The following is a 20,462-nucleotide window of genomic DNA, read 5'->3' as shown; positions in this document are numbered from 1 at the left end:
GCTTCCTTTTTATGAAAATATTTTGTCCGCATAGATGGAAAAGATGCCTGCAATAGCCGCTAAGAGAGTCCGGGAGGGTGAGAGCCGGACAGGTGAAAACAGGTTGGGCAGTCTGGAGCGGATCAGGTTCAAAGAGGATTCCAAGTTATCTGACAAAGTTACGTAAGTATATTGGAATCAAGCAGGGTGGAACCGCGGGAAATACTCTCGTCCCTGCAGCAATTATTTGCTGTATGGATGGGGGTTTTTATTTTTGAACGGAGGAAATCATATGAAATTTCAAGATCTTATTCTGGCCCTTAACCAGTTTTGGGGGGAGCAGGGATGTATTATTGCTCAGCCCTATGATATTGAAAAAGGTGCAGGAACGATGAACCCGGCCACTTTTTTACGGGCGCTGGGACCGGAACCCTGGAATGTGGCTTATGTGGAGCCGTCCAGACGTCCGACCGACGGCAGATACGGTGAAAACCCGAATCGTCTACAGCACTATTTTCAGTACCAGGTCATTCTGAAGCCTTCGCCGGATAATGTTCAGGAGCTTTATTTGGAAAGCCTGGAGCGGCTCGGAATTAATCCGGCCGACCATGATATCCGGTTTGTGGAAGACAACTGGGAATCCCCTACACTGGGGGCCTGGGGCCTTGGTTGGGAAGTTTGGCTGGACGGCATGGAAGTCACGCAGTTCACCTACTTTCAGCAGTGCGGCGGCATTGACTGCAAACCCGTCTGCGCAGAAATTACGTATGGGATAGAAAGACTGGCGACCTTTATTCAGGGCAAGGACAGCGTCTTTGATATTGAGTGGGTCGGAGACATTAGCTACGGTGATATTTATCTGCAGAATGAAATTGATTTTTCACGCTACAACTTTGAAGTGGCTGACATCGATGCGCTGCGGCAGTGGTTTGATATGTACGAGAAGGAATCAGAGCGGACCGTCCAGGCAGGCCTGGTCGTGCCGGCCTACGATTATGTACTGAAATGCTCTCACGCGTTTAACCTTCTGGAAGCCCGGGGGGCGATCAGTGTGACGGAAAGAACCGGGTACATTGCCAGAGTAAGACACCTGGCCCGTCTGTGTGCCCAGGCCTATGTCACCCAGAGGGAAACACTTGGGTTTCCTTTACTGAAAAAAAGGGGGGAATAAAAATGAGCAAGGACTTTTTACTGGAAATCGGCATGGAAGAAATGCCCGCCAAATTTGCACCAGGTGCAGTGGCCCAGCTGGAGAACAATGCCCGAAAAATGCTGGCGGAACTGCGTTTAGCGTATAAGAATCTGCAGTGCTATGTGACACCGAGGCGCCTGGCGCTCTATGTAGAAGCTCTGGCTGAGAAACAGCAGGATATCAGTGAGGAAGTCAAAGGACCTGCCCAGAAGGCAGCGTTTGATGCTGAAGGCAAACCGACCAAAGCTGCTGAAGGATTTGCGCGCGGACAGGGCGTCAAGACCGAAGACTTTTTTTTGAAAGAAATCAATGGCGTGCCCTATGTGTATGTTGTAAAATACCAAAAAGGCGAAGAAACCGAAAAGCTGCTGTCACAGGTCTCGCTGAATCTTGTTACGAGCCTCAACTTCCCGAAACCGATGCGCTGGGGAGATTATGAGATCCGTTTTGCACGCCCGATCCGCTGGCTTATCTCCTTGTTTGGCGACGAGGTAATCCCTTTCAGCTATGCCGGAATTCAGGCCGGAAGAACCTCACGTGGACACCGTACGCTTGGCAGCTATATCCGGATTGTTCAGCCGGCTGAATATCTGAATGCGCTGGAATCGGTTTTTGTGCTGGCTGACCAGGAGAAAAGAAAACAGAATATCTGGAGCCAGATCCAACTGTTGGCCGCTAAGGTCGGCGGCAAAGTCGACCAGGACGAGAACCTGCTGACTGAGATCTGCCATCTGGTGGAATATCCGACCGCTCTTCTGGGCGAAGTCGATGTCAAATATATGGTCCTGCCGGGAGAAGTCATCACCACGCCGATGAAGGAACATCAGCGTTATTTTCCGGTCAAGGCGGAAGACGGCAAGCTGCTGCCGTACTTTATTACGGTACGGAACGGCGACAGAACCTCACTCGATATCGTGAAAGAAGGTAATAAGAAAGTGCTCAAAGCCCGTTTGGAAGATGCCGCTTTCTATTACCGGGAAGATCTGAAAAGTCCGCTGCATACCCTGATTCCGAAACTGGACAGGGTTGTGTATCACGAGAAACTTGGTACTGTCGGACAAAGGGTCGCCCGTCTTCAGAAACTGGCTGTTGCGATTGCGAACGAAATGGGTCTCGATACAAAAGAAACAGAACTGGTTGACCGGACGGCCTATCTGGCTAAAGCAGATCTTGTGTCGCACATGGTTTACGATTTTCCTGAACTTCAGGGAATCATGGGTGCGTACTATGCCGGAAGCAATGGCGAAGCCCCGGCCGTTTGTGCTGGAATCCTTGAACATTACCGGCCGCGTCATGCCGGAGACGCGTTCCCTTCCTCTGTAACCGGGAAAGTGGTCAGTCTCGCTGATAAACTTGATGCGATCGTCGGTTCTTTCGGGATCGGCATCCAGCCGACCGGTTCGCAGGACCCCTATGCGCTAAGGCGTCAGGCGCTTGGAATTGTCGGACTGATGGTTCAAGACGAACTGGACCTGTCTCTTCTGCGGCTAATCGAAGAGTCCTACAGTATATTCACCGTGCAGGGAATCACGCTGGAACCGCTGGAGAAGATCAGACCGGCCCTTCTGGACTTCTTCGTCCAAAGGGTCCGCTACCTGCTCCAGGAATCCGGACTGCGCTATGATACGATTGACGCTGTCATGGCCCACGAAACAGAAAAGCCTGCTCATCTGATGAAAAAGGCCGTAGTACTCGCCCAAGTCAGGGATGAAGCTGACTTTGTCTCCTACAGCAACGCCTATGTCCGTTGCGTGAACCTCTGCAAGAAAGCAGCTGCCGCTGCATGGCAGGTTTCCGATTTACAAGTAAGCTCGGAGCTGGCGCTCGCCGAATGTTTGCACGAAAAAGCTCCACTGATTCGGACGGCTGTGAACGATGCGGATTTCAGGAAAGCCTACGCGTTTGCTACTGAGATCGTACCATTGATCGAAAAACTGTTTGAAGATGTCATGATCATGGTCGAAGATGAAGAGCTCAGAAATGCTCGTCTGGGATTGTTGAAGAGCTGTGTGGAAGCCCTGGGCTGTCTCGGAGACCTGACACTTCTTGCGTAGGTTCACCCTCGTTTTCAGAGGGATGACATTGATCGTCTGTATGTCTCTGTATGTCTGATTCTTCTGAGGGTTGATTTAGATTATTTCTGGAGGTATTTTGGATATTTTTCTAAAATGTATTTTTAATGTATTTTTTGTTTTTCTTTTTTAATGATAAGGCTTTCCTTTTTTTGAATATGTTATATAATATAGAAATATGACATACTATATCATTGGATTACCATCAATGTGCTACGATATTTGAGCTTTAGTTTCTATTTTCCGGAGGGTGAGAAAAATGCAGCTTTCCGAGCGCCAGGAGAAGATCCTCGAACTTGTGAAAAAATCCAGCCCGATGACGGGAGAACAAATAGCCAGTCAGCTGAATTTGAACAGGGCGACGTTAAGACCTGATCTGACAATTCTGACCATGGCGGGTGTATTGGAGGCGCGTCCCCGAGTCGGCTATTTTTATAATGGAAATGCGGGACCTTCACCTATCGCCCAAAGGTTCAGGCAGCTCAGAGTCGGTGATTTCAAATCAATTGCAGCTGCGGTCAAGGAGAGCGTCTCGATTTACGATGCAGTCGTATCCATGTTTACCAACAATGTCGGCAGCCTGATCGTGATTAATGATGAACGTGAGCTTAAGGGGATGGTTTCCCGCAAGGATATCCTGAAGGCTTCACTTGGCAATATGGATCTGCACGGGATGCCGATCAGTGTCATCATGACCAGGATGCCGAATATTATCATGGCTGCATCCGATGAATCCGTACTCGAGGCCGCCAGAAAGCTGGTACAGCACCAAATTGATACGCTTCCGGTCGTCGAAAGCTATATCAATGAGGGAGGTCGCGAAAGTTTTGAGGTAGTTGGCAGATTTACAAAGACCAATGTAACCAGCCTGTTTGTAGAACTGGGCCAGGATAAATTTCCAAATACCGCAAAGTGGTTTTAGAGGAGAAAGCGAGGGGGTGTTTTGGTGACCGATCAAATCCCGGTAATTTATGTAATTTCCGATGCGCTGGGAGAGACGGCAGAGTTTGTCAGCAGAGCGGCAGCAGCACAGTTTAACGGAATAAAGACAAAAATTCGCCGGGTGCCTTATGTTCTGGACGAAACGCATATTGATGACATCCTGGAAGAAGCGGTAGAGGAACAGGCAATTCTCGTTTACACGCTGGTCCTGACAAATTTGAGGCTCTACATAGAACGACGGGCCAAGGAAAAAAATCTGATCACCATCGATATTTTGAGTCCGCTGATTTCGGCATTGGCTGATAAAACCGGACTTGATCCCAAAAATATACCCAATGTTACGCACCGACTGGATGAACAGTACTTTCGGAAGGTAGAGGCTGTGGAGTTTGCAGTTAAATATGACGATGGCAAGGACCCGCGAGGACTGCTGTATGCTGATGTCGTCCTAATAGGCGTGTCCCGGACCTCAAAAACACCGCTAAGCATGTACCTTGCCCATAAAGGGATTAAGGCTGCGAATATCCCGCTGGTGCCGGAAGTGACACCGCCCCGGGAACTGTATGAAGTTCCCCGGAATAAAGTCTTCGGGTTGATCTTAAGCCCGGAAAAACTGAACCAAATACGCAGTGAACGGCTGAAAACGCTGGGACTTGGAGCATCTGCCGATTATGCCAATCTGAACAGGATTATGGAAGAGCTCGACTATGCCAAACAGATCATGAAAAAGATTGGCTGTGTAATCATAGATACCACCAATAAAGCGGTCGAAGAAACCGCAAGTGTGATTCTGCAGAAAGTAACAATAAACGGGGAGTTGAGAAAAGATGGTTGACAAAAAATATGTGTACTTGTTTCGTGAAGGCAGTGCCGACATGAAAAACCTTCTTGGAGGCAAGGGAGCAAACCTGGCTGAAATGACCAACATCGGACTGAATGTCCCGCAAGGCTTTACGATTACCACGGAAGCCTGCCTCGAATACTATGACTGCGGCGAGCAGCTGCCCGGAGGATTATGGGAACAGATCCTTCCCGCGATCCAGGATGTCGAGAGGGCAAGCGGCAAGAGATTTGGCGATCCCGAAAATCCGCTTCTGGTTTCGGTCCGTTCCGGTGCGAGGGTTTCCATGCCTGGGATGATGGATACAATCCTGAACCTCGGTTTGAACGAAGGAACAGCCAGCGGCGTCAGCAAGGCAACAGGCAATGAGAGATTTGCTTTTGACTGCTACAGACGCTTTATCCAGATGTTTGGCGATGTCGTACTTGGAATTGCCAGCCACAAATTTGAGAATATCTTGGAAGAAGTCAAAGAAAAGCAGGGTGTGACGTTCGATTCCGAGCTTTCTCCGGAAAGCCTGAAAGGACTTGTGGTCAAGTTTAAAGCGCTTGTTAAGCAGGAGACCGGTGTACCATTCCCTGATGATCCGTATGAACAGCTTAAGGAAGCGATCACCGCCGTTTTCAAATCCTGGAACAACCACCGGGCGATCGTGTACCGGAAAGCCAATGGTATTCCGGACAGCTACGGCACCGCCGTCAACGTCCAGTCGATGGTATTTGGCAACATGGGTAATGACTCCGGTACGGGCGTGGCCTTTACCCGGAACCCGTCAACCGGTGAAAAACACTTGTATGGGGAATATTTGATGAATGCCCAGGGTGAAGATGTCGTTGCAGGCATCCGTACACCACTTTCGATTGACAGCCTGCAAAATGACAATCCGGAAATTTACCGCCAATTCAGCGAGATCGCCAAGAATCTGGAAAACCATTATAAAAACATGCAGGATATCGAGTTCACGATTGAGAAAGGCAGACTCTACATACTCCAGACCCGTAACGGAAAATGTACGATTTCTGCTGCAATCCGCATTGCTGTTGAACTTTGTCAGGAAGGCCTCATCACCAAGGAAGAAGCAGTTGAGAGAATTGATCCGCATCAGCTGGAAAAACTGCTGCACCGCAGAATCGATGATGCCGCGAAGCTCGATGTTGTAGCGACAGGACTGCCTGCCTCACCGGGAGCAGCTTCCGGCAAGATTATCTTCAGTGCGGATGAAGCCGAAAAGCTTGGTCAGGCCGGAGAAAAAGTCATCCTCGTTGGTACGGAAACCACCCCGGACGATATTCACGGCATGCTTGCAGCCCAAGGGATTCTGACCAGCAGGGGAGGCATGACCAGCCACGCTGCTGTTGTAGCCAGACATATGGGCAAACCTGCAGTCTGCGGTTGTGATGCATTGAAAATTAACCTTGCCGACAAGATCTTTATGATTGGCGATGATGCTTATCCCGAAGGTACCGAGATTACGATCGACGGCGCAACAGGCAGGGTCATCAGAGGAACTGTTCCGATGAAGGATCCTGACTTAAGCGGTGAATTCCAAAAAATTCTGGAGTGGTCTGATGGAATCAGAAAGCTTCAGGTTATGGCCAATGCAGATAATCCGCCTGATGCTGCCAAAGCAAGAGAATTCGGCGCCCAGGGCATCGGACTTTGCCGGACGGAACACATGTTTATGGATCCTGCCCGTATCCCGATTGTCCAGAAGATGATTCTGGCTCAGACGCTTCCCGAAAGAGAAGCTGCCTTGGCTGAACTTCTGCCGATGCAGGAAGGCGATTTCTACGGCATTTTGAAGGCCATGCACGGACTGCCGGTGACGATCCGTCTGCTGGATCCGCCTCTCCATGAATTCCTGCCAAATGGCGAAGAACTTGCTCTCGAGATTCAGGAATTAAAACTCACGGCCAACCTGCAGGATGAAAAAGTCCAAAAGGAAATCAAGGATAAAGAGGTTCTGCTGAAGAAAGTCCGCGGTCTCCAGGAGATGAATCCGATGCTCGGGCATCGCGGCTGCCGTCTTGGAATCTCGTATCCGGAAATCTACGCGATGCAGTCCAGAGCTATTTTTAAAGCTGCAGCTAGACTCGTGAAAGAAGGAGTTGACGTGCGTCCGCATGTCAAGATCCCGCTTGTCATTCATCATAAAGAACTTGAAATTCTGCGCAAGCAAACCGAGGAAATCGCTCAGGAAATCATCAAAACCGAAGGCGTCAAGATCAACTACCAAATCGGAACGATGATCGAAGTGCCGAGAGCGGCGCTTACCGCAGACGAAATTGCACCGTTTGCCGAGTTCTTCTCGTTTGGAACCAATGACCTTACCCAGACTGTTTTAGGCTTCTCCCGTGACGACGCTGAAGGCAAATTCCTGCCCGACTATTTGAACCAGAATATCTTGGCCAATAACCCATTTGCAGTCTTAGACCGGGACGGCGTTGGCAGGATCATGAAGATCTGCGTCGATCTCGGACGTAAAGCAAATCCGGGCATCAAAATCGGAATCTGCGGTGAACACGGCGGAGATCCTTCCTCAATCGAATTTTGCCAGGAAATCAACCTGGACTATGTCTCCTGTTCACCCTTCCGCGTACCAATTGCCCGCCTAGGCGCTGCTCAGGCTGCCTTAAAGAATCGGGCTTAAGCGGCACTGCACGATATCAAAACCTAGACCAATGGGAATGACGTCATCAATAACATTGAGGCGTCATTTTTTTTTGTTTGGGTGGTTGTAGTTGTAGGCTGTATTGTGGTACCCAGACCTACCTACCCGAATATTGAGAGGTCTTGTCACTATAATGTCTTTACGTAATGTGGTAAGCAATCAGCCCCAGAGCGCAGTTAACTGACAATTTAACGTGAAAGATGACTTTTGCAGTATTTTGTAAATATTTTATTTTATGATACAATTTAATACTTTAAGCAGGATTTTTAAACTTAATGTTGAATTAAACAGTTAAAGAATTGAAAGAACGTCTGAAGGTTTTTTGTGAAAAATAAAAGACGAAGTACAAAGTCTTAGCTTATTCCGCCAGAAAGTGGCGGAATTGTGGCCTCAGGTGCTATTTCTTTTGTTTTCGCGTCTGATCCCTTTTGATTCTTGTGAAGAAGGTGGTTGTAGATGTCCCAGTCGATCAGGTTAAGAACGGAGGAACATGAATTTCAGCGGCTCTCGCCTCTGGCAGCGAAAAGTGCCGAAGCAAGGAGAACGAGAGAAGAAGTCGAATGCAGCGTTCGAACCAGGTTTCAACGAGACAGGGACAGGATTTTGCACAGCAAGCCTTTTCGCCGTCTGAAACACAAAACGCAGGTCTATATTGCTCCTGTCGGAGATCACTATCGAACCAGGATGACGCACAGCCTGGAAGTCGCACAGATCTGCCGGACTATCGGCCGGGCGCTGAGCTTAAACGAAGATCTGATTGAGGCAATTTCCCTGGGTCACGATGTCGGTCATACACCTTTTGGACACGTCGGAGAAGAAACGCTGGCCTCCCTGATCGGCCATTTTGAACACAATGAACAGTCGGTCAGAATCTACACTGTCCTTACCGGAAACGGCGAGGGCCTAAACCTCACGGAGCAGGTTCTGGACGGAATTCTACACCATACCGGTCCTGGGATGCCCAATACATTGGAGGGGCAGATTGTAAGGATTGGAGACAGGATTGCCTATCTCTGCCACGATTTTGACGATGCTTTGCGCGCTGAGATTCTGTCCGTGAACGACCTTCCGGCCACGATCAGAAAAGAGATCGGCTCCAGCACCAGCGAAATGATCACGACCATGGTCCTCGATATGATTCAGGCTTCCGAAGGCAAGGACACGATTTGTCAGTCCGCAGAAATCTCCGCAATCATGAAAGAATTCCGCGACTTCATGTTTGAGAGAGTATACTACAGCAGCTCACTGCAGGAGGAACGAAGCAAAAGCCGATTGATTTTGGGAATTCTTTTCGATTACTACCTGCATCACCCGGAAATTCTGCCTGAAGATTATCTGAGATGGACAGGGGGAGATCTGAAACAAGCCATCACTGACTATGTTGCGGGTCTGACAGACAACTATGCCATCAGCATCTTCAAACATCTTTTTATTCCTAAAGAGTAGCAGGGAGATAAAGTACTAAACAAAAAGTGCAAAAAATTGTCTCAAAATAAGAAGGAAAAATAAAAAGTTTATCGAAAAAGATAAAGACTTGTCAGAAAAACGTAAATCCATGAAGGGCGTGCTGGTATGGATTATAAAATATCTGAGGATTTTATCGAAGAAGTACGCCGCCAAGCTGACATTGTTGAAATTATCTCTGAACATGTGGTGCTGAAACGTACGGGCAAAAACTATCAAGGGCTTTGTCCGTTTCATTCTGAAAAGACACCGAGTTTCAATGTAAATCCCGATCGTCAGATGTTCTACTGTTTTGGCTGCCACACCGGCGGAAATGTTTTTTCTTTCCTGATGAAGAAAGAAGGCTTAGCCTTCATCGAAGCTTTGAAGAAGGTAGCCGGGAAGTATGGGATGGCGCTGCCGGAAAGAGAGCTTTCTTCGGAGGAAAGGAAGAACGAAGCCCAGCGCAGCCGCTGGCGGGAGATTCATGAGTGGGCTGCCTGCTACTACCACGACGTGCTTCTGCATCGTCCCGAAGGACAGGATGGACTGGCTTACTTTGAACACAGAGGGATTGGCCCCGAAGTCATCCGGGATTTCCGTCTTGGGTTTGCGCCGGACAGGTGGGATGGCTTGATCAGGGAGCTTGCAGACAAAGGAGTCGCACCGGAAGAACTGGCTGAATTCGGGCTCGCTGTCCGTAGGGAAACCAGTGAGCAGGAAATCAGTTATTACGACAGGTTCCGCAACAGGGTGATTTATACTATCCTCGATGTCAAAGGGGCTCCGATTGCTTTTGGCGGAAGGGTGCTCGATGATTCTACACCTAAATATCTGAATTCACCGGAAACAAAATTTTTTCATAAAGGACGCAATCTTTACGGCATTCATCTGGCTTCCCGGGGAATCAGGGAGGCAGGGTATTCTTTACTCCTTGAAGGGTATATGGATACAATCGCAGCGCAGAGAGCAGGCTTCACAAATGCTGTCGCCTCACTCGGAACCGCCCTGACTAAGGATCAGTCCAGGCTGCTTAAAAAATATTCAGGCAAGATCGTAATCGGCTATGACTCGGATAAGGCAGGGATTCAGGCAGCCCTGCGCGCCGGTGAGATCCTTCTTGATGAAGGCCTGAACATTCAGGTGCTGCTGCTCGAGGATGCCAAGGATCCTGATGAATTCCTGAAAAAGCACACCGTCGCTGAATTCCGCAAGAAACTCGAAAATACCATTACTTTCATCGAGTTTAAATATAAAATGCTGATCCGGGACACCCCCCTGCGGACCATACCGGATAAAGCAGAGCTGATCAGAAAGCTTGCTCCCGATATCCTTAAAGTTTCAAGCGTAGTTGAGAAAGAAGGATATGAAAGATATCTAAGTCTGGAGCTCGGTCTCACGCTCGAAGCAGTTCAGCACGAGATCGACAGCTTGACGAAGAAAACCAGAGGAAACAGGGGTAATTCCGAAATTTTTTCGCAACAACAGGATATTTCTGTAAAAAAAAGAAATACTATAGAAGGGACGGACATTGACAGTTCTAACGAATCTTATGTCCATTTAGGAGTTTTCCGGGCCGAACAGACCATTCTCAGAATCATCCTGGAGAATCCCAATTATAAAAATCAAGTAGCCGACAACCTGGATAAGGAATTTTGGAGGCTGCAGGAACATAGATATATCTTCGAGAATTTCCCGGAAAACAGTTTGAATCTTATCAATGATGACAGCTGGTATGAGAAGGTTCAAAGGCGTCTTGCCGAAATATATGAATTGTCCATCGATTTCGATAAAGCCGATATGCTCCTTAAGGACTGCATTGCTTTGATTAAGGAGACAAAGAAGAAAGAGACGATCGAAGATTTGCAGGCCAAAATGATTTTGCTGGAAAAAACTGGAGATATGACTGGGGCGCTTGTCCTGCTCCAGGAGATAGGAGAGCGGTTGAAACGTGGCGAGAAATAATAAGAAACAATTTGTTGCGAATTATCCGCTGGAAGGGGAGAATTCCGTGACCGTAGATGAAATGAAAAAGGAAAATGTCTCGACTTTAATTGAGCTGGGCAAAACCAAGGGTAATCTTACCTATGATGAGATTGCCAATGCTTTGCAGAAGGTCGACCTTTCTGAGGACCAGATTGAGGAGATCTATGACCAGCTGAGCGGGCTCGGTATTGATGTTGTTGACGACAGCGTCGAAGTGGTTATCGACAAAGAAACAAAAGATCTTGCCGACGAGATCGCTAATGAAACAGACATTGACCTTTCCATTCCTGAAGGTGTGGGGATCGACGATCCCGTCAGGATGTACCTGAAGGAGATCGGCCGGGTTCCTTTGCTGACAGCGGAAGATGAGATTGAACTGGCTCTCAAGATGGAGGCCGGGGATGAAATGGCCAAGCGCCGTCTGGCGGAAGCAAACCTGCGTCTGGTGGTCAGTATTGCCAAGCGCTATGTGGGCCGCGGCATGCTTTTCCTGGACCTGATCCAAGAGGGCAATCTTGGTCTGATTAAAGCTGTGGAAAAATTTGATTACCGCAAAGGCTTTAAATTCAGTACGTATGCAACCTGGTGGATCAGACAGGCCATCACGCGCGCGATCGCCGACCAGGCCAGAACGATCCGCATACCGGTTCATATGGTCGAAACGATTAATAAACTGATCCGGGTCAACAGACAGCTCCTGCAGGAACTGGGCCGCGATCCAACCCCGGATGAAACAGCCAAGGTCATGGAGATACCGGAAGAACGTGTGCGGGAGATCTTAAAGATCGCTCAGGAACCTGTTTCTTTGGAAACACCGATCGGGGAAGAGGAAGATTCCCACCTCGGAGATTTTATTCCCGACGAGGATGCTCCGGCTCCCTCTGAAGCCGCGTCATTCATCCTGCTCAAGGAACAGCTTGAAGAGGTCCTTGAGACGCTCACCCCAAGAGAAGAGAAAGTCCTCAGACTGCGTTTCGGACTCGATGACGGACGCACCAGGACTTTGGAGGAAGTCGGCCAGGAATTCGGCGTAACCAGAGAAAGAATCAGGCAGATCGAGGCCAAGGCGCTGCGCAAGCTCCGCCATCCAAGCCGCAGCAAAAAATTGAAGGATTATTTAGACTAAAAATCAGGATTTTCTTAAAAAATTCTTGTTATGCTAAAGACAATAAATAAGACTAAAAAGGATTAAGAAAAGTTGAGATGAATCCAGATAACGCAAGATAAAATTGATAAAACATGCTTGACCATCGCGCAATAATTCCGTATAATAAACGTCGCAGGCTTTCCTCGATAGCTCAACGGTAGAGCAATCGGCTGTTAACCGATAGGTTGCTGGTTCGAATCCAGCTCGGGGAGCCATATTTTTTGGGCCTATAGCTCAGCGGTAGAGCGGCCGGCTCATAACCGGTTGGTCCCTGGTTCGATCCCAGGTGGGCCCACCACCAAAAATAATGAATTTGAAATCAAAAACAAAACTCTGGTGCAAGCCGGAGTTTATTGTTATAGGGATGATAACATTGAGGAATACAATGGTTTCAGAACAGCAAGATAATAAACTGGAAAATAAAACGGCCATAAAGCTTGGCTCCCGCCTGGAGACAATTGCGTCACTGGTGCCCGCCGGCGCCAGAATCGGGGATATCGGTACGGACCACGCCTATCTGCCTGTCTATCTGGTACAGGCCGGAGTGATTTGCCAGGCTGTCGGGGTAGATGTCCACAGAGGGCCTTATGAATCTGCTGTCGAAAATGTTAAAGCCTATGGATTACAGGACAACATCCAGATCCGGCACGGAGACGGACTGATTCCGCTGGAGTCGGGAGAAGTCGATACATTGGTCATTGCCGGTATGGGCGGCGTGACGATCCTCGAAATACTCGCCACGAAGCCGGACGTACTGCAGAGTGTTCAGACATTGATCCTTCAGCCGCAGGGCGCAGAAAACAGGGTCAGATTCGAACTGCTTTCTGAGGGTTGGAGGCTGAGCGAAGAATGTCTGACAGAAGAAGACGGCAGGCTGTATACCGTCATTTGCCTGTCCCGCTCAGAAGGTCTGGATAGAGAGGAAGTCGAACAGCGGATGAAGCAGGTCATTCAGGATATTGCCGCGGACTGTACCGGAGTGCCTGCGTTGGAAGCAGCAAAGGATCTGGAACAGACGCTGCGTAATTTCATCTGGCAGCTCGGACCGCTGATCATCGAACGCAAAGAACCCCGGTTAAACGACATCATTGCCGACACCACGAGCAATCTCAGAAGAGTCGTTCTGGAAATGATGCGCACAAACAGGGCTGCAGTTTCCCAGAGAGCAGAACAGATGAGGCAGGAAATCGCCATGATGGAGGTAATAAAAAGATGGCTGTATCAGTAGGCCAGGTTGAACAACTCATCGAAAAGATAGCGCCGCGTTCCTGGGCAGAAGACTGGGACAATCCCGGACTCCTGGTCGGCAGCAGCGCCCAGCGCGTCAATAAGATTTTACTGACGCTGGACGGAACCATGGAAGCCGTCGAAGAAGCTGTTTCGGAAAAAGCTGAACTGATTGTTTCCCACCACCCGCTGCTGTTTAAACCGCTGAAGAATCTCCGTATGGACAACCAGGCGGCCTTGGCCCCCCTATCGCTTTTCCGCAATGGGATCTCATATTATGCTGCCCACACGAATCTGGATCAGTCGTATTTGTCATCGAGCCTGACGTTTGCGGAAATGCTCGGACTGCAGAAAAAAGAGTTCCTGGAAACCACCTCTGCTGAGAAACTGATTAAGATCGTCACTTTTGTTCCGGAAGAACACGTCGAGACCATCCGGAAGGCTCTGACCGCCGAAGGCGTCGGCAGTGGAATTACCGATGGCGAGCACAGTGATGCCTACAGCGAATGTTTCTTCCAGACAAACGGTGAAGGCATGTTCCGGGCGCTGGACGGAGCCGAGCCAACTATAGGAAAAGTTGGAGAGCTGACCAGAGTACCCGAGATCCGGCTCGAGAGCATTGTCGAAGAGCGCAGCCTTGGCAGGGCGATTAAGGCTTTGCATAAGGCACATCCGTATGAAGAACCCGCTTACGACCTGATACCACTCCGAAATACCGGGAAACCCAGAGGATACGGGGTGATCGGAACATTACTGAAACCTGTCAGACTAGCCGATTTGTGGGAAGGATTTCTGAAGCAGCTTACGGAGAAGTATGGCCATGACTGTTCTTCAGTGCGATTGGCAGGAGATCCTGACAGAAAGATCAAAAAAATTGCCATTTTAAATGGCAGCGGAAGCAGTTTTGTGGCGAAGGCTGCCTTTAAGGGTGCTGATTTATATATCACAGGAGAGATCGGCTACCATAACGTGCTGGATTGTCTCGAATCAGGTATGGCCGTCGGTGAGCTCGGGCATTTTCTTAGCGAAATCCCAATGATCCATGCACTTTACGATTATATTAGAGCCGATCGAACAATGGATGACGTAGAAGTGGTTATCAGCGCGGCGAGCAAAATACCGTGGTTGAAGCGTTGATAAAGTTATCAACATGACTGAATTGTCTGAAAGATAAATCTATAGTTGGTTCCAATAGCGTCCTGGTTATTTTTGGGCGGATGATCATAAGAACTCAAAAGTTATGCACAATTTGTTCACAACTTGTGCATAACTAAGAATTAAAATAATTACAAAATTATAGGGAAAATTTGATTATAGTGTTATAAATTGTAGCTTGAATTTTGTTTTTGGAATGATATACTGTGATTACGCCGTAATTTGTCGAAGCAACTAATGTCGAAACAAATCATTGAATTCCTGATATACGCTATATGAAATAGGCAACAAATTGATTACGGCGATTTACTTTAGATACGCTTAAGAATTATTTGACCAAACACAAATAATCTAGTAAGATTGGATAGCGAAGTCAACCGGATGGTCGCGGGGACAAGTGCCGAAAGGTCGTCTCTGAGGAAAGTCCGAGCTCCACAGGGCAGGGTGCCGGGTAACGCCCGGCGGGGGGAGAATCCCTTTGAGGAAAGTGCAACAGAGATATACCGCCGCTGCCAAGCGGTAAGGGTGGAAAGGTGAGGTAAGAGCTCACCGGCAGTCAGGTAACTGGCTGGCCCTGCAAACCCCACCTGGAGCAAGACCAAATAGAGGAACGATGGAGCTGCCCGCTCTGTTCCCGGGTAAGGTCGCTTGAGACTGTCGGTAACGGCAGTCCTAGATAGATGATCATCACCTCGCAAGAGGTACAGAACTCGGCTTACAGGTTGACTTCCGCTATATTTCCGGGTAACATCTTTCAATTAAACGAATTTTGGGCTGGTTGCCCTGTCTTATAACTTGGTCTGGGACCAAGTTTTTTTATTTGTCAAAAAGGCTATAAGGATATAGAAATTTTCAGCTGCAATTTAGTATTTTTCCTTGTTCCTTTCTGTGGACCTTCGGAATACGCCGAAAAAGATGTGGCAACCATCGCCTTGGACAATATGCCCGCCGCTTATCACAAAGGAAGAAAGATTGCCATACATCGGATATCGTACCAAAAGAAAGATCCGATCATCAACGCCCACCAATACCGATTGATATTATTTACCAATAGACATAAATTTACATCGGTGTTGACAGGTGATATCTTTTTTTTAACTCATGTCTCCATTATAACTTAGTTTTTTAAAATTTGTGTTTGACTCATTGGGGTCATTATACACAGCCCCGTCCACTGGAACTTGCAACGGTGTTTCCGTTTAAATACATATTAGTATTAATTTGACAGTTATATAGCAAATATTATATAGTATTTACGATATCATAAAAATAACGTCATAAAAATAAAGGAAAAGGAGTATAAGCATTTATGAAAAGTGAATAAAATTATATAATATAAAAAGACTCGCATCAGTAAATATGAAATTAGTTAGTTTAGTTTTAAAAAACAGAAAGGGGAGTATGGTATCGCGTTTTTCAATATATGGATATCATACAAAGTATTTCTATGATACAAAAAAGGAAAATATTTACGTCGGTTGCGGTTGGTCTTGGAGTATTGTCTTTGGCTGTACTATTATTTGTAAATGTTAATAGAGCTTATTCAGACAGCGTTAATTCTCAAGAAGAATCTGCATTTGAAAATTTAGCAGTAGAAACTTTAAAAATAGACACAAATAAGGCTAAGCCTGTATATATGAGAGAAATATATGACGATAATGTTTCTGAATTGAATTCTGATTTAAGAAATAAATGTCAAGATGCTCTTAAATCTTTAACGAAAGATGGGACTCACAAAATAGGTGACTTCATGCCAGTATTTTTCATCGAAGGAAATGATAAAGTATCAATAGCAATTAAACATGATGACGGAACCTTAACTCTTGATGAATTTGATATATCAAAACATGACCCAATTAAATTAAATCATATAGCCAGAGAGGTGAAATAATGAATGGAAAAAAATTAAAAATTACCGTATTAATATTGGCATTTTGCCTTTTATGTTCCAATGCTGCATTTGCTTGGAATATGGCCTGTGATTCTGAACTCAGTAGCGGTATAATAAATATTGGAGGTTATTCTGTCACTAGTACTGACATAGTATGCGATGAAGTTGAAGCATATAGTGAACTTTATCGTAACTATACTCTTGTAGATTATGATTTTGTATTGAATTACGACGTTACTTGGGCACAAACCGAGGTTTCTGTCGGTAACCCGCTTGGAATACAGCATTTTGCGATTTATGGAGATCATCGATCCAAGGATGGTCAAGTGGAATATAATGATAGTAGTTATAGTATGAGAGACATTTAACTCTTAAAGGTAGAACAGACCGGGGATGATTGTGAATTAAAGAATTAATTATAAATATAATAATTTACAATTGGGCATACAAATAATTTTTTTACTCCCGCGCAGGATAGGGCAACGCTGGGGAGCGACCTCAGCGGCGCGTGAGGTTTTGCAGGGCGGTGTATTCATTCATGAAGCACCGCTTTTTTACGGCCCTGGAAAACCAAGCGATAAACCCAGGGGGTTCGGGGGCAGCAATGTCGTCAACTTAAGAACTTATATTACACTTTTTCCCCTAAATTTAGGATGCCTTATGCAAGGCAAGCTGGAAGGCTGAGGTTAAAAACAGAAGATGATATTGCCGATCTAGTGAAACAAGTCAGAAAAGAAATGTGGTAAACCACTTATTTCAATAACCGTAGAATTTGCAAGCGCTTGCAAATTCTACAAATTGAGAAATTTTGCCGCATCGAAGGTATAATTTTTTCGCAACAAAGGTTTACAGCAAAAGGATTGACAAATAGGTAACATGTTACATATACTAAAAAAGTAACATGTTACCTATTTATATGGAGGCAGTCAAGAACGATCTGGAGGTGTATCAGATGGACGAAATGAAAAAGCAGGCCAATATCTTCGGAATGATCTTTGTTTTAGCTAACAGGCTACAAGTACTTGGGGATGCTTTTGATCAGAATATTACCATTAAGCAGTGGCTTTTTTTAGTCAGTGTAGCCCGTTTTGAAGAACCGCCGACTGTTAGCGAAGCAGCTGATTATATCGGTTATTCCAGGCAGAATGCCAAACGTCTGGCAGCGACGCTCGAAGAAAGCGGATTTATAACCATCTCCAAAGACAAAAATGATGCCAGAGCTTTGAGAATTGCACTCACCCCCAAATTTAACACCTATTTTGGCGAACGGAGACACAGGGAATTAGCATTCATGCAGAAGCTTTTTAACGGATTTGACCCTGAATCAACAGATGGATTTTACCAAGGGCTAGTCAAGATCGGTCGCAATATCGAAATGATGGAGAATGAAAATGAAAAGATTAAGGAGTAAAAAAATGATAACGTTAGGTGTTGTTACAGGTATTCTTGCAGCGATTATTTTGCTGGCCGTCGTTTACTTTATCCAACCTTATTCGTCTTTAAAATCAGACTTTAATAAGACGGCTGCCCAGCTTATTTCCGAGACCCGACCGGAAACAGAAATGTTTTCGCAGCAGGATATCGCCCATCTGCCTGAGCCTGTACAAAAATATTTTAATCACTGCGGCTATATCGGTACTTCCAAAATGTCCTGGATGAAAACCGAATTTAAAGATGTACCTTTCTCCACCGGCGTGGATAAGGCAACGCTTACCATTGACTATACGCAGTACAACTTTGTTGAAACGCCGAACCGCTTGGCTTTCATTGACAGTGCGATGTACGGAATACCTTTTCAGGGCTTCGACAGCTACAATCAGGGCGTGGGCTCCATGAAAGGCGTGATCGCCAAAGCCTTTACGCTGTTTGACCAAAAAGGTGTCGAAATGGATAAGGCCTGTCTGGTAACGGTTCTCGCAGAGAGTTTGTATGTACCGAACATTGCCTTACAAGACTACATCACTTGGGAAGCGATTGACGATACGCATGCCAAAGCGTCGATTACTTCCTTCGGTATAAGTGCGAGCGGCATCTTTACCTTCAATGAAGTGGGAAAAATGTTTGAATTTACCACCAATGACCGAATGGCTGTAGGTTTTGACGGCAGTAAGCAAAGCATCCCCTGGTCGGCGGTATATGAAGGTTATGAGAGGAATGAGAACGGCATTTTCAAACCGACCATTTTAAAGGCAGTCTGGCATTATCCGGAAGGTGACCTGACATATTTCAACGGAAAAATTTCTTCTTAATCAAGGTAAATTAAACGGTTATAAAAAGAAAAGCCCTCATATAAAATTAAGAAAATAAATAAATTTAGAGAAAATATTTATCGTTTAGCTTCAAGCCGTTCTAGTCTTTCAGAAACACGTTGATTGGTTTCGATCTGACTCTCGCGGAAATCGAATAAAGCATTGACTTTTCCAGAAAGATCATGCTCCACACGCGCTTGGCTTTGGCGCATATGGATGATGTCCCCCTTAATCGTTTGTATGTCCTGCTGCATCAGCTCTTGGCTAACAGCAATTGTATCTATACTCGTCCAGATTTGCTGCTGGCCTGCCTTGAGCTCTTGCTGATTAGAGTGAAGTTTCTGCTGGCCTGCCTTGAGCTCTTGCTGATTAGAGTGAAGTTTCTGCTGGCGCCTGCCTTGAGCTCTTGCTGATTAGAGTGAAGTTTCTGCTGACTTGCCTTGAGCTCTTGCTGATTAGAGTGAAGTTTCTGCTGACTTGCCTTGAGCTCTTGTTGATCAGAGTGAAGCTGCTGCTGACCGGTCTTGAGCTGTTGCTGATCAAAGTGAAGTTGCTGCAGCCCTTCTTCAAACCGATCCTGCCGGTTATCAAGTCGTTCCATTCTTTTCCCAAGAGAACCCAATTGATCCAGTACCAGTTCCTGAAATTGATCGTTATCCATCTGGTTTACCCCCTTTCAGTTGAGGTTACTTCCTACTGTCCTTATTATACCATATAATGGATGATATGAGAACGTATGTTTGCTTGAAGTATTTTTGTTTTTGCCTTTGGACAAAGATATAAGTATATTTTATAGTGTTTCTAGTGTAATGGAAATGGTCTGGATGACCAATTTATGTTGGCAACAGCATTGTCTAGGACAAATTTTATAATCGAGTACCTTCAGGCTGGCTTTTTAGATTACCTGACTGAAGATCAAAAACTTTTTATTTTGAAAATGGCACAAAAAAAACCGCCGATGAGCGGTTTTGTTTCTCCCAAAAGTTATACCTGAGGTCTATAGATCTCTTGTTTAACTGTTGAAATTTAAATTATCTAGATCAAACGTACATTCATATTCACGGTTGGATGATCTTCAACGGAATCTTGGATGAGATTATTACTATAGGATTTTTGGGATTTTTGGTGTTTTAGATACTGAGCATAGTGTTGCAGCCATAAGGCATGAAATTCCTTATCAATCTTAAAGTCTATGAGCTTATCTAATAAATCTGAATTCAGGTTTTCTTCTACTAAGTCAGCGTATATTTCCAACATCTGATTTTCTAAGGCAAACCCAATCTTACAGATATTTTCCTGCCCGGCTAATTCAATCGCCTCCCCGATAATGCTCCCGGCAATGTCAGCAATACTTGCTGTGATTAGCGGGATGTCTATGTTATGTTCACGAAAAAGCTCAGTAAAAAATTCAGCATGCTTTTTATCAGCTTCGACGATTTTGAATAGAGCTTTGTTAAATATCGGATCGTCGCTTTCAGACAATTGGGACTGATAATAATGGATCTGAAGGTTCTCCAGCTCGTAGATCCTTTTTAATTTTGCTGTTCGTTTTTCATCCATTTTAAATCTCCTATAGAAGAGTAAGTATTCATTAGTTTTCTCTGGTTTTGTAAAAATTATTTGCCAACGATCTCTCAAATTGCATGCCGAGAATAATGGTACTATCT

At 46.1% G+C, this 20,462-nt stretch carries 19 protein-coding genes, 2 tRNA genes and 1 other RNA gene; 19 read left to right on the top strand and 3 right to left on the bottom strand.

Translation table 11 applies throughout. The features are described from left to right. Positions 1–43: 43 nt before the first annotated feature. From OKX56_RS10870 to OKX56_RS10785, 18 genes are all read left to right on the top strand, one after another. Entirely contained in the window at positions 44–166 is a 123-nt protein-coding gene (locus tag OKX56_RS10870) for a hypothetical protein (protein ID WP_282432014.1), read from the top strand. Between the two features lie 105 nt (positions 167–271). Further along, positions 272–1,150 carry a glycine--tRNA ligase subunit alpha gene (glyQ, locus tag OKX56_RS10865; RefSeq protein WP_015044578.1) on the top strand — a complete coding sequence of 293 codons (879 nt, stop codon included), beginning with the start codon at positions 272–274 and terminating at the stop codon, positions 1,148–1,150. Positions 1,151–1,152: 2 nt separating this feature from the next. Then, positions 1,153–3,225 carry a glycine--tRNA ligase subunit beta gene (gene glyS / locus OKX56_RS10860; protein WP_025205224.1) on the top strand — a complete coding sequence of 691 codons (2,073 nt, stop codon included), beginning with the start codon at positions 1,153–1,155 and terminating at the stop codon, positions 3,223–3,225. A 277-nt stretch (positions 3,226–3,502) separates the two neighbouring features. Further along, positions 3,503–4,165 carry a transcriptional regulator CcpN gene (gene ccpN / locus OKX56_RS10855; RefSeq protein ID WP_068883577.1) on the top strand — a complete coding sequence of 221 codons (663 nt, stop codon included), beginning with the start codon at positions 3,503–3,505 and terminating at the stop codon, positions 4,163–4,165. A gap of 24 nt (positions 4,166–4,189) precedes the next feature. After that, complete coding sequence (locus OKX56_RS10850) at positions 4,190–5,020, top strand: pyruvate, water dikinase regulatory protein (RefSeq protein WP_019225733.1); 831 nt, start codon at positions 4,190–4,192, stop codon at positions 5,018–5,020. Further along, the gene (gene ppdK, locus OKX56_RS10845) at positions 5,013–7,676 is read left to right on the top strand and encodes a pyruvate, phosphate dikinase (RefSeq protein WP_025205227.1); all 2,664 of its coding nucleotides are present in this window, start codon (positions 5,013–5,015) and stop codon (positions 7,674–7,676) included. Before OKX56_RS10850 ends, ppdK begins: the two co-directional genes overlap by 8 nt. Positions 7,677–8,153: 477 nt before the next feature. Continuing rightward, positions 8,154–9,143 (top strand): deoxyguanosinetriphosphate triphosphohydrolase, encoded by a 990-nt coding sequence (locus tag OKX56_RS10840; RefSeq protein WP_019225731.1) that lies wholly within the window; start codon positions 8,154–8,156, stop codon positions 9,141–9,143. Positions 9,144–9,269: 126 nt separating this feature from the next. Continuing rightward, positions 9,270–11,105, top strand: coding sequence for a DNA primase (gene dnaG / locus OKX56_RS10835; protein ID WP_019225730.1), 1,836 nt, complete (start codon positions 9,270–9,272; stop codon positions 11,103–11,105). Next, a complete protein-coding gene (rpoD, locus tag OKX56_RS10830; protein ID WP_015044571.1) occupies positions 11,092–12,252 on the top strand; it encodes an RNA polymerase sigma factor RpoD in 1,161 nt (386 codons plus the stop codon). The genes dnaG and rpoD overlap by 14 nt, the downstream gene beginning before the upstream one ends. A gap of 161 nt (positions 12,253–12,413) precedes the next feature. Beyond that, positions 12,414–12,488, top strand: a tRNA-Asn gene (locus OKX56_RS10825). Between the two features lie 8 nt (positions 12,489–12,496). Then, positions 12,497–12,571 (top strand) — tRNA-Ile (locus OKX56_RS10820). A 66-nt stretch (positions 12,572–12,637) separates the two neighbouring features. After that, the gene (locus OKX56_RS10815) at positions 12,638–13,501 is read left to right on the top strand and encodes a tRNA (adenine(22)-N(1))-methyltransferase (protein WP_242837019.1); all 864 of its coding nucleotides are present in this window, start codon (positions 12,638–12,640) and stop codon (positions 13,499–13,501) included. Then, positions 13,486–14,637, top strand: a complete 1,152-nt coding sequence (locus tag OKX56_RS10810) for a Nif3-like dinuclear metal center hexameric protein (protein WP_019225728.1) — start codon at positions 13,486–13,488, stop codon at positions 14,635–14,637. The genes OKX56_RS10815 and OKX56_RS10810 overlap by 16 nt, the downstream gene beginning before the upstream one ends. 387 nt (positions 14,638–15,024) lie before the next feature. After that, positions 15,025–15,389: RNase P RNA component class A (rnpB, locus tag OKX56_RS10805), an RNA gene on the top strand. Between the two features lie 770 nt (positions 15,390–16,159). Continuing rightward, on the top strand, positions 16,160–16,546 hold the full coding sequence (locus tag OKX56_RS10800; protein WP_242871514.1) for a hypothetical protein: 387 nt from the start codon (positions 16,160–16,162) through the stop codon (positions 16,544–16,546). Beyond that, the gene (locus OKX56_RS10795) at positions 16,546–16,914 is read left to right on the top strand and encodes a hypothetical protein (protein WP_019225726.1); all 369 of its coding nucleotides are present in this window, start codon (positions 16,546–16,548) and stop codon (positions 16,912–16,914) included. Before OKX56_RS10800 ends, OKX56_RS10795 begins: the two co-directional genes overlap by 1 nt. Positions 16,915–17,498: 584 nt before the next feature. Then, on the top strand, positions 17,499–17,957 hold the full coding sequence (locus OKX56_RS10790; protein WP_019225724.1) for a MarR family winged helix-turn-helix transcriptional regulator: 459 nt from the start codon (positions 17,499–17,501) through the stop codon (positions 17,955–17,957). Positions 17,958–17,961: 4 nt separating this feature from the next. Further along, positions 17,962–18,795 carry a DUF6544 family protein gene (locus OKX56_RS10785; protein WP_026071861.1) on the top strand — a complete coding sequence of 278 codons (834 nt, stop codon included), beginning with the start codon at positions 17,962–17,964 and terminating at the stop codon, positions 18,793–18,795. 77 nt (positions 18,796–18,872) lie between these two features. Here the strand turns inward: OKX56_RS10785 and OKX56_RS10780 are convergent, their stop codons facing one another. Beyond that, positions 18,873–19,007 carry a hypothetical protein gene (locus OKX56_RS10780; RefSeq protein ID WP_019225722.1) on the bottom strand — a complete coding sequence of 45 codons (135 nt, stop codon included), beginning with the start codon at positions 19,005–19,007 and terminating at the stop codon, positions 18,873–18,875. 68 nt (positions 19,008–19,075) lie between these two features. Beyond that, positions 19,076–19,456: a hypothetical protein gene (locus tag OKX56_RS10775; RefSeq protein WP_026071860.1), complete on the bottom strand. Its 381-nt coding sequence runs from the start codon at positions 19,454–19,456 to the stop codon at positions 19,076–19,078. A gap of 174 nt (positions 19,457–19,630) precedes the next feature. On the opposite strand from OKX56_RS10775, the gene OKX56_RS10770 reads away from it, so the two are divergent. Further along, on the top strand, positions 19,631–19,789 hold the full coding sequence (locus tag OKX56_RS10770) for a hypothetical protein (protein ID WP_019225721.1): 159 nt from the start codon (positions 19,631–19,633) through the stop codon (positions 19,787–19,789). Between the two features lie 41 nt (positions 19,790–19,830). On the opposite strand, the gene OKX56_RS10765 is transcribed toward OKX56_RS10770, so the two are convergent. After that, positions 19,831–20,355, bottom strand: coding sequence for a hypothetical protein (locus tag OKX56_RS10765; protein ID WP_019225720.1), 525 nt, complete (start codon positions 20,353–20,355; stop codon positions 19,831–19,833). Between the last annotated feature and the right edge of the window lie 107 nt (positions 20,356–20,462).

The organism is Dehalobacter sp., assembly GCF_030063005.1.
GTDB classification, from domain to species: domain Bacteria; phylum Bacillota; class Desulfitobacteriia; order Desulfitobacteriales; family Syntrophobotulaceae; genus Dehalobacter; species Dehalobacter restrictus.
The sequence above is the reverse complement of the archived record's forward strand: the minus strand, read 5'-3'. Positions and strand labels throughout refer to the sequence as shown.